Annotated in this window: 18 protein-coding genes and 1 tRNA gene; 11 read left to right on the top strand and 8 right to left on the bottom strand. The window is 58.2% G+C overall.

From position 1 onward, the window contains the following. Positions 1-25: 25 nt before the first annotated feature. From GHN86_RS16825 to GHN86_RS16800, 6 genes are all read left to right on the top strand, one after another. A complete protein-coding gene (locus tag GHN86_RS16825) occupies positions 26-1,174 on the top strand; it encodes an FAD-dependent monooxygenase (RefSeq protein ID WP_153386968.1) in 1,149 nt (382 codons plus the stop codon). Continuing rightward, on the top strand, positions 1,171-1,998 hold the full coding sequence (locus GHN86_RS16820) for an alpha/beta fold hydrolase (RefSeq protein WP_153382727.1): 828 nt from the start codon (positions 1,171-1,173) through the stop codon (positions 1,996-1,998). Before GHN86_RS16825 ends, GHN86_RS16820 begins: the two co-directional genes overlap by 4 nt. Beyond that, on the top strand, positions 1,995-2,750 hold the full coding sequence (locus tag GHN86_RS16815) for an Asp/Glu racemase (RefSeq protein WP_397462591.1): 756 nt from the start codon (positions 1,995-1,997) through the stop codon (positions 2,748-2,750). Before GHN86_RS16820 ends, GHN86_RS16815 begins: the two co-directional genes overlap by 4 nt. A 9-nt stretch (positions 2,751-2,759) precedes the next feature. After that, positions 2,760-3,398: an N-carbamoylsarcosine amidohydrolase gene (locus GHN86_RS16810; protein WP_153382729.1), complete on the top strand. Its 639-nt coding sequence runs from the start codon at positions 2,760-2,762 to the stop codon at positions 3,396-3,398. Between the two features lie 188 nt (positions 3,399-3,586). Further along, positions 3,587-4,903 (top strand): MFS transporter, encoded by a 1,317-nt coding sequence (locus GHN86_RS16805; RefSeq protein ID WP_153382731.1) that lies wholly within the window; start codon positions 3,587-3,589, stop codon positions 4,901-4,903. A gap of 289 nt (positions 4,904-5,192) precedes the next feature. Beyond that, complete coding sequence (locus GHN86_RS16800) at positions 5,193-5,864, top strand: YceH family protein (protein ID WP_153382733.1); 672 nt, start codon at positions 5,193-5,195, stop codon at positions 5,862-5,864. A gap of 36 nt (positions 5,865-5,900) precedes the next feature. On the opposite strand, the gene GHN86_RS16795 is transcribed toward GHN86_RS16800, so the two are convergent. Beyond that, entirely contained in the window at positions 5,901-6,719 is an 819-nt protein-coding gene (locus tag GHN86_RS16795) for a shikimate 5-dehydrogenase (protein ID WP_153382735.1), read from the bottom strand. A gap of 193 nt (positions 6,720-6,912) precedes the next feature. Here GHN86_RS16795 and GHN86_RS16790 point away from each other — a divergent pair, with 193 nt between their 5' ends. The 3 genes from GHN86_RS16790 to GHN86_RS23715 all read left to right on the top strand — a co-directional run bounded on the left by GHN86_RS16790 (position 6,913) and on the right by GHN86_RS23715 (position 7,898). Next, the gene (locus GHN86_RS16790) at positions 6,913-7,266 is read left to right on the top strand and encodes a hypothetical protein (RefSeq protein WP_153382737.1); all 354 of its coding nucleotides are present in this window, start codon (positions 6,913-6,915) and stop codon (positions 7,264-7,266) included. A 148-nt stretch (positions 7,267-7,414) separates the two neighbouring features. Next, the gene (locus GHN86_RS16785) at positions 7,415-7,609 is read left to right on the top strand and encodes a hypothetical protein (RefSeq protein WP_153382739.1); all 195 of its coding nucleotides are present in this window, start codon (positions 7,415-7,417) and stop codon (positions 7,607-7,609) included. Between the two features lie 94 nt (positions 7,610-7,703). Next, complete coding sequence (locus GHN86_RS23715; RefSeq protein ID WP_228389624.1) at positions 7,704-7,898, top strand: hypothetical protein; 195 nt, start codon at positions 7,704-7,706, stop codon at positions 7,896-7,898. Here the strand turns inward: GHN86_RS23715 and GHN86_RS16780 are convergent. Together GHN86_RS16780 and GHN86_RS16775 are read right to left on the bottom strand one after the other, a co-directional pair. Further along, positions 7,846-8,157 (bottom strand): AzlD domain-containing protein, encoded by a 312-nt coding sequence (locus GHN86_RS16780; protein WP_153382741.1) that lies wholly within the window; start codon positions 8,155-8,157, stop codon positions 7,846-7,848. The two genes, GHN86_RS23715 and GHN86_RS16780, sit on opposite strands and share 53 nt — an antisense overlap. After that, a complete protein-coding gene (locus GHN86_RS16775; RefSeq protein WP_153382743.1) occupies positions 8,154-8,849 on the bottom strand; it encodes an AzlC family ABC transporter permease in 696 nt (231 codons plus the stop codon). The genes GHN86_RS16780 and GHN86_RS16775 overlap by 4 nt, the downstream gene beginning before the upstream one ends. A 202-nt stretch (positions 8,850-9,051) precedes the next feature. Here GHN86_RS16775 and GHN86_RS16770 point away from each other — a divergent pair, with 202 nt between their 5' ends. Then, the gene (locus tag GHN86_RS16770; protein WP_153382744.1) at positions 9,052-9,570 is read left to right on the top strand and encodes a Dps family protein; all 519 of its coding nucleotides are present in this window, start codon (positions 9,052-9,054) and stop codon (positions 9,568-9,570) included. Between the two features lie 158 nt (positions 9,571-9,728). Here the strand turns inward: GHN86_RS16770 and GHN86_RS16765 are convergent, their stop codons facing one another. Beyond that, the gene (locus GHN86_RS16765) at positions 9,729-10,670 is read right to left on the bottom strand and encodes a class I SAM-dependent methyltransferase (RefSeq protein ID WP_153382745.1); all 942 of its coding nucleotides are present in this window, start codon (positions 10,668-10,670) and stop codon (positions 9,729-9,731) included. Positions 10,671-10,980: 310 nt separating this feature from the next. Here GHN86_RS16765 and pbpG point away from each other — a divergent pair, with 310 nt between their 5' ends. After that, entirely contained in the window at positions 10,981-11,907 is a 927-nt protein-coding gene (gene pbpG, locus GHN86_RS16760; RefSeq protein WP_323369581.1) for a D-alanyl-D-alanine endopeptidase, read from the top strand. Between the two features lie 139 nt (positions 11,908-12,046). Here pbpG and GHN86_RS16755 read toward each other — a convergent pair whose 3' ends face one another. The 4 genes from GHN86_RS16755 to GHN86_RS16740 form a co-directional block, all read right to left on the bottom strand. Continuing rightward, the gene (locus GHN86_RS16755; protein WP_153382749.1) at positions 12,047-12,499 is read right to left on the bottom strand and encodes an Hsp20 family protein; all 453 of its coding nucleotides are present in this window, start codon (positions 12,497-12,499) and stop codon (positions 12,047-12,049) included. A gap of 134 nt (positions 12,500-12,633) precedes the next feature. Then, positions 12,634-13,593 carry a tRNA dihydrouridine synthase gene (locus GHN86_RS16750; protein ID WP_153386966.1) on the bottom strand — a complete coding sequence of 320 codons (960 nt, stop codon included), beginning with the start codon at positions 13,591-13,593 and terminating at the stop codon, positions 12,634-12,636. A gap of 73 nt (positions 13,594-13,666) precedes the next feature. Beyond that, positions 13,667-14,101: an acyl-CoA thioesterase gene (locus GHN86_RS16745; protein ID WP_153382753.1), complete on the bottom strand. Its 435-nt coding sequence runs from the start codon at positions 14,099-14,101 to the stop codon at positions 13,667-13,669. Positions 14,102-14,275: 174 nt separating this feature from the next. Beyond that, positions 14,276-14,351 (bottom strand) — tRNA-Glu (locus tag GHN86_RS16740). Position 14,352 lies beyond the last annotated feature (1 nt).

Here is a 14,352-nt window from a genome sequence, read left to right as displayed (position 1 = left end):
TTTCAGAAAAAAAAGGAAGCCTTGCATGCCCACACAACAGAAAATAGCCATCGTCGGCGCGGGCCTTGGCGGCGCTGCCGCCGCCACGCTGTTGCAGAAAGCCGGATTCCAGGTCGATGTGTATGAGCAGGCACCGGCGTTTTCCCGCATCGGTGCGGGGATTCACATGGGCCCCAATATCATGAAAATCTTTCGCCGCATGGGCATTGAGCAACAGCTCAGCGAGATGGGCTCGCACCCGGACTTCTGGTTCAGCCGGGACGGCGCCAGCGGGGACTATCTGTCACGCATTCCACTGGGGGAATTTGCCCGCAAGGAATACGGCGCCGCGTACATCACCGTGCACCGGGGCGACCTGCACGCGCTGCAAATGTCGACCATCGCCCCCGGCACCACTCACTTCAACAAATGCCTGACACGCCTCGAAGAAACCGACACCCACGTCAACCTGTACTTCAGCGACGGCACTAGCACCCAAGCCGACATCGTCATCGGTGCAGACGGCATCAATTCGAAAATCCGTGAAGAATTGCTCGGCGCGGAAAAACCGCTGTACAGCGGCTGGGTGGCCCACCGCGCGCTGATTCGCAGCGAAGAACTGACCCGCTACAACCTGAACTTCGAGAACTGCGTGAAGTGGTGGAGCGAAGACCGCCACATGATGGTCTACCACACCACCGCCAAGCGCGATGAGTACTACTACGTCACCGGCGTGCCGCACGCCGCCTGGGATTTTCAGGGCAACTTCGTCGACAGCAGTCGCGAAGAAATGTTTGACGCCTTTGAGGGGTACAACCCAACGGTGCAGGCCCTGATCGAGTCCAGCGAAAGCGTGACCAAATGGCCGTTGCTCAATCGCAACCCGCTGCCACTCTGGAGCCGTGGCCGACTGGTACTGCTGGGGGATGCCTGCCACCCGATGAAGCCACACATGGCCCAAGGCGCTGGCATGGCCATTGAAGACGCCGCCATGCTCACTCGCTGCCTGCAGGAAACCGGCCTGAGCGACTACCGAACCGCCTTCGACCTGTACGAAGCCAACCGCAAAAATCGCGCCTCGCGGGTGCAAGCCGTGTCCAATGCCAACACCTGGTTGCGCACCCAGGAAGATCCGGCCTGGGTCTACGGCTACGACATCTACAGCCACGCGCTTGAATCGGAAGTGGTGGCATGAGCACATTTATAGAGGGCGGCAACGTTCACGCCAACGGCATTCGCCAGCACTACTTGCGCTACGGCGGCCAGCAAAGCGGCAGCAAACCGGTGCTGCTGCTGATTCCCGGCATCACCAGCCCGGCGATTACCTGGGGCTTTGTCGCTGAACGCCTTGGCGCTCAATTCGACACCTACGTGCTGGACGTGCGCGGGCGCGGCCTGTCATCCAGCGGGCCGCAACTCGATTACAGCAGCGATACCTGTGCCGACGACATCACTGCGTTTGCTCAAGCCATGGGCTTTGACCACTACCACCTGGCCGGCCACTCGATGGGCGCGCGCTTTGCTGTGCGCAGCGCTGCGCAGCACCCCGCAGGCGTGAGAAGTCTGGTACTGATCGACCCGCCCGTGTCGGGGCCGGGCCGTCGCGCCTACCCGAGCAAACTGCCGTGGTACGTGGACTCGATCCGACTGGCTGAGCACGGCATGGACGCAGAAGCCATGCGCGCCTTCTGTCCAACCTGGACGCCGGAGCAACTGCAACTGCGCGCCGAATGGCTGCACACCTGCTACGAGCCCGCCATTGTTCGCGCTTTCAATGACTTCCATGACGTGGACTTTCATCAAGACTTGCCCGCCCTCAAGGTACCGACACTGCTGATGGTGGCCGGGCGTGGCGGCGTGATTGAAGCCGAAGACGAAGCCGAAATACTTGACCTGCAACCGCGCATTCAGATCGCCCGCGTGGAAAACGCCGGGCACATGATCCCGTGGGATGACCTCGAAGGGTTCCTGAGCGCCTGCACCGACTTCCTCGCCCACCCTCAAAGGAGTTACCCGTGATCAAGCCTTACCGTATCGGCCAGATTGTGCCGAGCTCCAACACCACCATGGAAACCGAGATCCCGGCGATGCTGACCGCGCGCCAGTTGATCCGCCCCGAGCGCTTTACCTTTCACTCCAGCCGCATGCGCATGAAGCAAGTGCGCAAAGAAGAATTGGCTGCCATGGACGGTGAGTCCGACCGCTGCGCCATCGAACTGTCCGACGCCCGAGTCGACGTGCTGGGCTACGCCTGTCTGGTGGCAATCATGGCGATGGGCTTGGGTTATCACCGCCAATCCGAACAGCGCCTGACCCGGGCCACGGCTGAAAATGACGGCAACGCGCCGGTGATCACCAGCGCTGGCGCCCTCATCGACGCATTGAAGGTGATGGGCGCGAAAAAAATCGCTATCGTCGCGCCCTATATGAAACCGCTGACTGAACTGGTGGTGGATTACATCCGCGAGGAAGGCTTCGAGGTGGTGGACTGGCGCGCGCTGGAGATCCCCGACAACCTGCAAGTGGCCCAGCATGACCCGGCCAACCTGCCCGGCATTGTCAGCGGCATGAACCTTGAAGGCGTGGACGTCATCGTGCTGTCGGCCTGTGTGCAGATGCAGTCGTTGCCCGTGGTGCCGCAGGTTGAAGCGCAAACCGGCAAACCGGTACTGACCGCCGCCATCGCCACCACCTACGCCATGCTCAAGGCCCTCGACCTGGAGCCTGTTGTGCCGGGTGCCGGGGCCTTGCTTTCCGGCGCGTATCACTAGGAGCTAAACATGTCTGAAGAGCTAAGTGCCGACGCCAACTATCAGGGCGTGTGGGGCCAACGCATCGGTTTCGGTAAGAAACCAGCGTTGCTGATGATCGATTTCATGCAGGGCTACACCCTTGAGGGCGCTCCTCTGTTCGCTCCCGGCGTGGTCAGTGCCGTGGCCGAAAGTGTCGAACTGCTGGCCTGCGCCCGCGATCAGCAGATACTGGTGGTGCACACCAATATTCGTTATCACCCGGGGCATTTTATTGATGGCGGCATCTGGGTTAAAAAAGCGCCGGTCATGAAAGACATGGTCGAGGGTAATCCATTGGCCGCCTTTTGCGAGGCCGTGCTGCCTACCCCGGACGAAGTCGTGATCAGCAAGCAATACGCCAGTTCGTTTTTCGGCACCAGCCTGGCATCCCTGTTGCACGCTCAAGGTATCGACACCGTGGTGTTGGCCGGTTGCTCCACCAGCGGCTGCATCCGAGCCACGGCGGTGGATGCGGTGCAACACGGCTTTCGAACCATTGTTGTGCGCGAATGTGTCGGTGATCGTCACAGCGCACCCCATGAAGCCAATCTGTTCGATATCGACAGCAAATACGGTGACGTTGTCAGCAAGCAGGAGGCCATCAAACAGTTCAAAATCAGCCACTAGATTGACCGGCGGACAGGGTAGTCCGCCACTGAACCAGGCCGCAGAGCACTGGTCGCCCTAACTGAGCAAGGGCCTGATTCGAGGCCTGCCCAGTCTTCTGACTCTGCCTTTGGAAGCCGCTATACGAGCCTGCCAAAGCACTGATCGCGGCTACACCCATAACAATACGTCACCGCCAGGAGACACACATGCCCTCTGCAAATGCTGGTACAACCCTTGCGACCCCTGTCGCAGATCCGCTCCAGGTGCTCTATCGCAAGATCACCTGGAAGCTCATTCCCTTTCTTTGCTTTTGTTATCTGGCCTCCTATCTGGACCGGATCAACATCGGCTTTGCCAAGCTGCAAATGCTCGGCGACTTGCAGTTCAGTGAAACGGCGTTCGGCCTGGGTGCGGGCCTGTTCTTTGTGGGCTATATCCTGTTCGAAGTGCCGAGCAACCTGGCCCTTGAAAAAATCGGCGCCAAAGTCTGGATCGCCCGGATCATGATCAGCTGGGGGCTGCTGTCGGCCTGCACCATGCTCGTCACCACCCCGACCCAGTTCTATATCGTGCGCTTTCTGCTGGGCGCGGCTGAAGCGGGCTTTCTGCCGGGCGTGCTGTACTACCTGACCACCTGGTTTCCGACCCATCGGCGCGGTCGCATCATCGCCCTCTTCATGATCGGCATGCCCCTGTCCAGCGTCATCGGCGGGCCACTGTCGGGCTGGATCATGGGCGCGTTCGACAACACGGCAGGCCTTCGCGGCTGGCAGTGGTTGTTTATCCTTGAAGCCGTACCCACCGTATTGCTGGGTATTTTGACGTTCTGGGCACTGCCCAACAGTCATCACTCGGTCAAATGGCTGAGCCCTGAAGAAAAAACCCTGCTCGAAACCGAGCTGCGTCAGGACGACGCCGAAGGCAAACACAGTAAGCACAGCTTTCGCGACGGCTTCTTCAATCTGAAAGTCTGGATGCTGGGCGGTATCGATTTTTCCATCCTGCTCAGCGCCTATGCGATGGCCTTCTGGATGCCCACCTTCATTCGCAATGCGGGCGTGGCGGACAACTTCCATATTGGCGTACTGACCGCCCTGCCCAGCGCCGCCGCCGTGATTGGCATGCTGATGATCGGCGCCAGCTCTGACCGTCGCCGCGAACGCCGCTGGCATATCATTGTGCCGTTTATCATTGGCGCGGCCGCGATGGCAGGCACCACCTTTTACAGCCATAACGTGTTTGCCACGGTGTTGCTGTTCGGCATTGCTTCGGCGGCCATCATTGGCGCCGTGCCGGTGTTTTTCAGTCTACCGGCAACCTTTCTCAAAGGCCGCGCGGCAGCCACCGGCTTTGCCCTGGCCTGCTCACTGGCCAATATTGCCGGGTTGGTGAGCAACTCCTTGATGGGCATTGCCATCGACGTCACCGGCAGCGGCAATGGCGCGCTGTGGTTCTTCGCGCTCTGCCTGCTGCTGAGCAGCCTGCTGGTGATCGCACTCCCGGCGAAGCTGGTTAACCGTTAACCCAACATGCAAAAGCCTCGTAGCAGCTGACGAGCTCTGCGAGGCTGCGTTCGGCGGCAAAGCCGTCGCAAAACCATTAAGCCCGGTCCGTCAAATGCGTAAAGGCCAGCTTTTTTGGCTATTCGTTACTCCGCACCCGCAGATCTTGCGACGATTGCATCGTCGAACGCAGCCTCGCAGAGCTCGTCAGTTGCTACGAGGCGACGAGCGTTGTCATTGCTGCGCATGACAGTCGCTCTGGCGCAGAAAAAACTCCACAATGGCCGCTGGCTAAAAATGGAGAAGAAAAATGGAAGCGCCTTCAAGTCAATCCTCGGATAGCACCCTCCTCGACGCCCCCAGCGAACCCCGGCTCGACGCCATCGAGATTCGCATTCTCGGCTCGCTGATCGAGAAACAAGCCACCAACCCTGAAACCTACCCGCTGACGCTCAATGCGCTGGTGCTGGCATGCAATCAGAAAACCAGCCGCGAGCCGGTGATGAGCCTGACCCAAGGGCAGGTCGGACACAGCCTGCGCGCACTGGAAGGCCGCGGCTTTACCCGGCTGGTGATGGGCAGCCGGGCAGACCGCTGGGAACATCGAGTCGATAAGGCACTGGAACTGGTGCCTGCGCAAGTGATCCTGCTGGGCCTGCTGTTTTTGCGCGGCCCACAAACCCTCAACGAACTGTTGACCCGCAGTTCGCGCATGCACGACTTTGAAGACACCGAGCAAGTGCAGCACCAGCTCGAACGCCTGATCGCCCGCGATCTGGCGTTACTGGTGCCACGCCAGAGCGGCCAGCGCGAAGACCGTTACATGCACGCACTGGGCGACCCGGCCGATATCGACACCCTGATGGCTGCCCGTCAGCAACCTGCTGAGCGCAGCAGCGGTTCAAGTGTTTCACTGGAACGCTTTGAAGCGCTGGAGGCGCGCATTGCCGCGCTGGAAGCGCGCCTGGCAGAACTGGAGTAACCCGCGAACGGGCGAGGTGACTCGCCCGCTACGTTGTCAGCTGCGCGCAAAGGCCACAGCCGCCTGAAACTGCTCAGGGGTTGGGCGAACGCCGGTGTACAGCACAAACTGCTCTACCGCCTGAATCGCGATGACTTCCAGCCCGGTGATCACCTGCTTGCCCTGTGCACGCCCGCGCTTGATCAGGGGTGTTTCCACTGGAATGGCCACCACGTCGAAGACAATCTCTGCACTGTCTACCGCATCCTCTTCAAACGCCAAATCATCCGCTTCCGCCCCGCCCGCCATCCCCACCGGCGATACATTGATCAGCATTTGCGGCCTGTGCGCGCCTAACTGCGCTTGCCACGAATAGCCACAACTGGTCGCCAGCGCCGGCCCAGTCAGCTCATTGCGCGCCACCACCATGCCGTTGCGATAACCGCCATCACGCAAGGCACTGGCCACGGCCTTGGCCATGCCGCCACTGCCCAGCAGGGCAAAGGTCGTGTCCTTGGGCACCTGATGGGTCTGGAGCAATTGCGCGATGGCGATGTAATCGGTGTTGTAGGCCTTAAGGTGCCCGTCGGTATTGACGATGGTGTTGATCGACGCAATCGCCTGCGCCGAGGCATCCAGCTCATCCACCAGCGCGATGCAGGCTTCCTTGAACGGCATGGACACCCCGCAACCGCGAATTCCCAGCGCCCTGATACCGGTCACCGCCCCGGTAAGGTCTTTGGTGGTAAAGGCTTTGTAGTAAAAATTGAGGCCCAGTTGTTCGTACAGATGATTATGAAAACGCAGTCCGAAGTTGCCCGGTCGGCCCGACAGCGATATGCACAACCGGGTATCTTTATCCGGATTCATTTGCATGCCCATCTCCTTGCTGAATGCTTTCTGATGATATTTATGACTGGAACGTGAGGCGCAGCGCTTAAACGTGTCAGCACCCCGCAAGACCTTACACAAAATTTACTCAGGGGCTTCGCAGTTTTTTCAAAAACCGCTGTCTGAATGTTATCCCCGCACGCTGTCTGCGGGCCGTGCTGAAGTTCGAGGAATCGTCATGATGCGTACTCTCCCCGCAGTCGCTTTACTTATTGGCGCATTGGCTGTCACAGGCCCCGCCTCCGCTCATGGCGGTTGGGGTGCGGGCCCGGCCATCGTCGGCGCAGTGGTCGGTGCTGCTGTTATCGGTTCGGTGATCGCCGGCCAGCAAGAACGCCCGGTGTATGTGCAACAACAGCCTGTCTATGTGCAGCCGCAACCGGTGTATGTGCAGGCCCCGCCGGTGTACTACCAGCCACAGCCGGTGTATGTGCAGGCGCCGCAGCCGGTCTACTATCAAGGTCATTACGGTCGGCCGCAGCCGGTGTATTACGGTCCTCCAAGAGGCTACTACGGCCCGCCTCGCTGGTAATCGGGGGGAATTCAAGGGCGCGACCCATAAAACTGGCATGAAAGTCGCTTGTGAACCGATCAACCCGCTGCAAATGCGGCATAAAGTAACGCCATGCAGCGGCATGAGCGAAGACCACAAGACGTAAATAAAAACAAGGACGACCGGCATGCCCACCCAAAACCCGCACCGCATTGTAGGCCTGTGCACCTCCAGCAAGGTCTACAACACCCTGACGGAACTCAAGCAGCTTGAAGGCCATCGCAGCGCAAAAATGGTGTCGTTGTTGGCCCAGCATCTTGTCCATCAGGGTTTGCTGAGCGAGGAGGATGTCATGGACATGCTTGACCAAGTGGTCGACTGATCCACACTGACATCAATGGCCACTATCACCCGCAATGATTTTTTGCTCGGCGGCCACCGCCGTAAGCTAAGTCCATTGTTAGCCGGAGGTGTATATGTCCAACGTTCATGTCATGTCAGTCATTGGCAGCGCTGTTCCCGCCCCACTCAGGGCTGACGGCCTGCTCGCCTGCTGGTACGTCGTCAGCGACGGCGTTACCGTCAGCGGCCCCTTCTCCACCCGCGCTGCCGCGGAGGTCATAGCCACCAGCGAAACAGGTAAAACAACGCCACACTTAACACGACACTGAGCAACACGTTGCGGGTCCAGAGCATCAGACCTATCGCACAGAGCCCGGCCAGCAGGTAAGGATTAGCCGGACTCAGGTTCAAGGTGTGATCCTTGATAAAAATGATCGGCCCACAAATTGCCGTCAACATGCCCGGCACCGCAAACCCGAGGAACTCCTTGACCCCGCGATTCAGGCGAATCGGCAAGCGCGGCTCCAGAAACAGGTAGCGGTTGAAAAACAGAATCAGCGTCATCCCGCCAATAATCACCCAGATCATGCGAAGTACCCTCCCAGGCGCTTGCATACATAACCCGCGCACATGCCGGCAAGGCCCGCGAGTACAATCGCCGACTCCCACTGCCAAGCACTGAACAGCACCACGCACAGCAGCGAAACCGCCACGCACACCACCGTGGGCAGATTGCGCACTATCGGGGTAATCAGCGCAATAAAGGTCGCTGCAATCGAGAACTCAAGGCCTAACTGATCCAGCCCCGGAATGCTTTTGCCCAGCACCACCCCCAACAGGGTGAAGATGTTCCAGCCCACGTACATGCACAGCCCCACACCCAGCGCGTACCAGCGATTAAAGGTCTGGCGGTCAAACGGGCTGACCAGCGCAAAGAACTCATCCGTCAGCAAAAACCCCAGCCCCAAACGCCACTTGCCAGGCAAGGGCGCCACCAGCGGGCGCAGGTGCATCGCGTAGAGCAAATGCTGCGAGGTCAGCAGCAGCGTGGTCACCAAAATTGAAATCACACTGGCACCGCCCTTGATCATGCCAATGGCCACCAATTGGGCAGCACCGGCAAACACGAATAAGGACAGACCCTGACTTTGCAACGGGGACAGTTGGGCATCAATCGCCGTCGAGCCTGCAAGCAAGCCCCAGGGCGCGCACGCCAGCGTCAAAGGAAGACAGGCAATTGCACCGCGAGAAAATGCGATGCGAGGAACAGTGGTAGGCATTTAAAAGCATCCGGCAGTCAGCAGCGTCAAAGGGTCGCAGTTCGAGATAAAAAAGTCTTGAACGATCTTGTTATTCAACCAGTCGATGAGTGTAACCGCTGACGTGCAGCGGTCTGACAGGTTTGACGGAAAACTGATCGTGGTCTTTAGTCAGCGGGCATGACCCACCTGTTTTCATTCACAGCCATCACGAGGAACCACCATGAAAGACCTGAAATCCGCCAAGGAAAGCAGAAAGGCCGATCTGCGGACACCTACGGCGCTGAGCGAAGAAGCCTGCATCAATATTGCGGCTGAAGTGAATGCTCTACTGGCAGACACCTTTGCCATTTACCTCAAAACCAAGAACTTCCACTGGCACATGTCCGGCCCGCACTTCCGTGACTTCCACCTGCTGCTGGACGAACAAGCTGACCAGATTTATGCCACCACCGATGCCATTGCCGAGCGCGTGCGCAAGCTGGGTCGCACCACCATCCGCTCCATCGGCCATATCAAACGGCTGCAGCGTTTGCTGGACAACGACGCTGATTTCGTCACCCCCGAAGACATGCTGGCAGAGCTGCGCGAAGACAATATTCAGCTGGCCGGCTACATGCGTGAAACCCACGACATGTGCTCGGAGCTGGGCGATGTCGCCACCACCAGTCTGCTGGAAAACTGGATCGACGAAGCTGAAGAGCGCGTCTGGTTCCTGTTCGAGTCGTCACGCACCAAGTAATACTCGATTCGTGTAGCCCTGCGCCTACGGCCTTTGGCAGCGGCTACACCCGCATGAAATTTGTTTCACAGTTTTTGCTGGTAACGCGCGCTATATTCGGTTTGCTCATTTAATGAACCCTTCGCCCGCACCCTCCCCCGCGGGCTTTTTTTTGCCTGTCAAATACCCTGTTTGAACACCAGCGCCTTCAGGCCGCATTCAGCATCGGCGTCCGGAAATTCCGGTGGATTGTCCAGACGCTGCACAAACCTCAAAGCCGGTGCATCGACCGTGATGCCGTCAATCAGGAAGTCCGAGCCCAACGCCGGATCATTCATGCAGGCCAACACCGTGCCGTTCTCAGTCAGCAGTTCCGGCAAGCGGCGCACCACGCGCTGATAATCCTTGGTCAACAGAAAGCTGCCTTTCTGAAAGGACGGCGGATCAATGATCACCAGATCATAGGGCCCCATGCTTTTGACCTTGCCCCAGGACTTGAACAGATCATGCCCCAGAAAACTCACCTTGCTCATGTCATGCCCATTGAGCCGGTGGTTATCACGCCCACGACTCAGCGCGGCGCGCGACATATCGAGGTTGACCACATGCTGCGCGCCCCCTTCGATGGCCGCGACCGAAAAACCGCAGGTGTAGGCAAACAAGTTCAAGACCCGCTTGCCCTCGGCATGGGCTCGCACCCAATCGCGGCCATAGCGCATGTCCAGAAACAAGCCGTTGTTCTGCTTGCGGCCCAGGTCGACGAGATACCGCAACCCCCCTTCGGTCAGCGTCCACTCGTCAATCGCCTCACCCACCAGCCACTCGGTATCACTTTGCAGGGTATAGCGATGCTGCAACACCAGCGTGTGTGCGCCGCTGGCCTGCCACACAGGCGACTGTGCAAGGTCGAGCAGCAACTGCTTCAGCGCCTCAAGCTGTTCAGGTTCAGGCTCCTTGAACAGCGAAACCAGCACCACACCTTGCAGCCAGTCCACCGTCACTTGCTCAAGCCCCGGCCAGCAACGACCACGGCCATGGAACAAGCGCCGGGTTTCTGCCGGCGCAGCCTCCAGCGCGGTCGATAAATGCAGGTGCAGAGTGCTTAATGCTTCAGGAGTCATCGGGACGGCCGGTCATTTAAAGGGGCGGCATTTTACACAATTGCCAGGGTCAGCGTGCTGCACGACCTTCAAGCCCCCGTTCAGGTGGCGCTCAGTTTCAAACTGCTACCCTCAGTGCGCGCCGCCGTCTGTTCGAGAAATGGCCATCGGCTTAATGCCCAAAAAAGACTATTAACATCAAATACATCGTGTAACCCCCCGCAAATACAGGAATTTCAAGCAGTCTTGGTCCATACTCCGCAAATGTAACCCAATGTGTAAATCACCCCCTGGGTTGCAGCTCTCTTCCACCTTTTTTGAGTCAATCTGCGTGAAAATTCATCTTTCGATTTTGAGTCTTTTTTTAGTGCTCACAGGCACCGCCGCCTCTTCAGTTGCCGCAGCGACTGAAAGCACACTAGCGCCACGCGATACCTCACAACTGCACATTGCCTCAGGCAGCGCCATGCTGGTTGACCTGCAAACCAATAAAGTCATTTATGCCAGCAACCCCGACGTTGTTGTCCCCATCGCCTCGGTCAGTAAGCTTATGACCGCCATGGTGGTGCTGGATGCCAAGCAGTCGATGGACGAGTACATCTCAGTCAATATCAGCGACACGCCGGAAATGAAGGGCGTGTTTTCCCGGGTCAAGCTGGGCAGCGAGCTGTCGCGTCACGAAATGATGCTGATCACCTTGATGTCTTCGGAAAACCGCGCCGCCGCCAGCCTCGCCCACCATTATCCGGGAGGTTATGTCGCCTTTATCGCCGCGATGAATGCCAAGGCCAAGAGCCTGGGCATGATGAATACGCATTACGTCGAACCCACCGGTCTGTCGATGCACAACGTGTCCACGGCCCGGGACTTGAGCAAGCTGCTGTCAGCGGCCCGCAAATACCCGATGCTCAGCCAGTTGAGCACCACCAAAGAAAAAACCGTGGCGTTCCGCAAACCTAACTACACGCTGGGTTTTCGTAATACCGATCATCTGGTGAACAAAGACAAGTGGAACATCAAGATCACCAAAACCGGCTTTACCAATCAGGCAGGCCACTGCCTGGTACTGGTCACCGAAATGGGCAACCGCCCGGTGTCGCTGGTCATTCTTGATGCTTTTGGCAAATACACCCACTTTGCTGATGCAGGGCGTATTCGTAAGTGGGTAGAAACCGGTAAAAGCGGCAGCGTGCCCGATGTGGCCTTGCGCTATAAAGCGGATAAAAACCTGAAAGCCCGCCACGAAACCGGCAAATAAAAAAGCAGGCACTCGCTTTGGGGAGAGGGTTCAAAGCAAATGCCTGCGTACTGCTCTTTAGTGCGTCACGGGCCAGCGCCCGGACGGGTTGAGAAGAACCCCGCCCAAAGACGGGGTTCCTGTCAGACGCTCACTCAGATCAGTTTTGCAGAGTGGCTTGTTGATCCCCATTGATAGGGATGCGTTTTGCTTTCGCTTCTTCTGGCACGACTCGATGCAAGTCGATGCTCAGCAAGCCATTGCTCAGGTTTGCGCCTTTGATCTCGATATGGTCATCGAGGCGGAAGGACAATTTGAATGCCCGTTGCGCAATGCCCTGATGCAAGAAGGTCACGCCTTCTTCGTTGGTGCTTTCGCGTTTGCTGCCGCTCACGGTCAGCACACCTTTCTCTACTTGCAGGTCCAGGTCATCTTGCTGGAAGCCTGCGGTTGCTACGACGATGCGATAGCTGTCTTCACCGCGTTTTTCAACGTTGTAAGGTGGGTACCCACCGCTCGAATCATTGCGAAGTGCGGTTTCAAACAAGTCACTAAAACGGTCAAAGCCGACAGAATTACGGAACAGTGGCGCCATGGAAAATGCGTTGCTCATAATTTAGCCTCCTGATTTCAGCGAGATTGTGTATCTGCGACCCGGTTTCGGCATCGCTTAACCCCTAAATAGGGACCGCCAAATCCATTTCAAGGGTTTTTTTTCAATTTTTTTTAATTTATTTTTTCCACCCCTCAGGCAGCGTCCTGCGGCGGATTGTTGACCATATGGCGGACTTTTTCGCAGTCAGTTTCACGGCGCATGGCATTGAACAACACCACCGCTTCGGGGTAGTTGCGGGTCAGCATGGCCAGCCACTGTTTGAGCCGACCCGGCGCTGAGCGCGGGGTCAACTGCGCCTCGGCCTGCGCCCAGAAATCCTGGATCATGGGCTGCAAATCGGCCCAGGTCATCGGCACCACCTCTTCGCCCGCACGAGCTGCCGCAATCTGCCGGGCCAAATCAGGGCGCGACACCAGACCACGCCCCAGCATGATGTCTTCGGCACCACTGATTTCGCGGCAACGACGCCAATCTTCAACCGACCAGATGTCACCGTTGGCAAATACCGGCACCTTGACCACGTCCTGCACTTGAGCGATGTACTCCCAATGCGCAGGCGGTTTGTAACCGTCCATCTTGGTTCGCGCATGCACCACGATCTGGCTGGCACCGCCTTCGGAGAGGGCAATCGCACATTCATTGGCGCTGTCAGGCGTGTCGAAGCCCAGACGCATCTTTGCCGTCACCGGAATATGCGCAGGGACGGTACGGCGCACTTGCAGCAGGATGGCGTGCAGTAACTCCGGCTCTTTGAGCAACACGGCCCCGCCGCGGGATTTATTCACCGTTTTGGCCGGGCAGCCGAAATTGAGGTCGATCACCTCACTGCCCAACTGGCAGGCCAAGGCTGCGTTATCGGCTAGGCACGCCGGGTCAGAACCTAATAACTGCACGCGCAGCGGCACCCCGGCGCGGGTTTTCGCACCGTTTTGCAGCTCAGGGGCAAACTTGTGGATATAGGCTTCAGGCAGCAGCCGTTCAGTGACGCGAATAAATTCGGTCACACACCAGTCGATACCGCCGGTGCGGGTCAGCACATCACGCAGGATGTTATCGACCAACCCTTCCATCGGCGCCAAGGCAATTTGCATGGGTGACTCTCTTCAAAAACGTGCGGCAGTTTACGGGGTTCGGCCGCGATGCGGTATCAACGACGTGTCTTGATCAGCGCGCCACGATGGCCGGGCCATACCCTTCAAGAAATTCGGCCGGCAAACGCTTCGCCTTACCACTGGACAGCTCGATACACACAAAGGTGGTTTGCGCTCGCAGCAAGGTTTTGGCGTCGCTGGGGCGTATCAACTGAAAGTGACGGGTCATGCGCAGGCGACGGTCGCAATCCACAATCCAGGTGGCCAGTTGCAACTCATCGCCTTCGTAGGCGCTGGCCAGGTAATCAATTTCATGGCGGGCCACGGCCATGGCGCGATCAAGGCGGCGGTATTCGGTTAAATCCAGCCCCAGACGCTGTGAGTGGCGCCAGGCGCAACGTTCAAGCCACACCACGTAGGCGGCGTTATTGGCATGGCCAAATCCGTCAATGTCCTCGGCCTGCACTTGCAGATCAATGATGAACGGTGTTGCCAAGTCCCAACTCATGCCCTGTCTCCACGCACACAAATGAAGCGCGCAGTGTAACGCACCCGCTCTGCGCAAAGGCACGGGGCATGTATTGATCCAGGGAAATGGTCACGCAGGCAGTAAACGCCAGACAAACAAAAGGGCCATTCAATAATTGAATGACCCTTAAAAATCCCGCAAAGCGGGTAATCGTGGCGTCCCCTAGGGGACTCGAACCCCTGTTACCGCCGTGAAAGGGCGGTGTCCTAGGCCACTAGACGAAGGGGACA

Origin of the sequence: Pseudomonas helleri (genome assembly GCF_009600315.1) — a bacterium.
Lineage (GTDB): Bacteria > Pseudomonadota > Gammaproteobacteria > Pseudomonadales > Pseudomonadaceae > Aquipseudomonas > Aquipseudomonas helleri_A.
The sequence above is the reverse complement of the archived record's forward strand: the minus strand, read 5'-3'. Positions and strand labels throughout refer to the sequence as shown.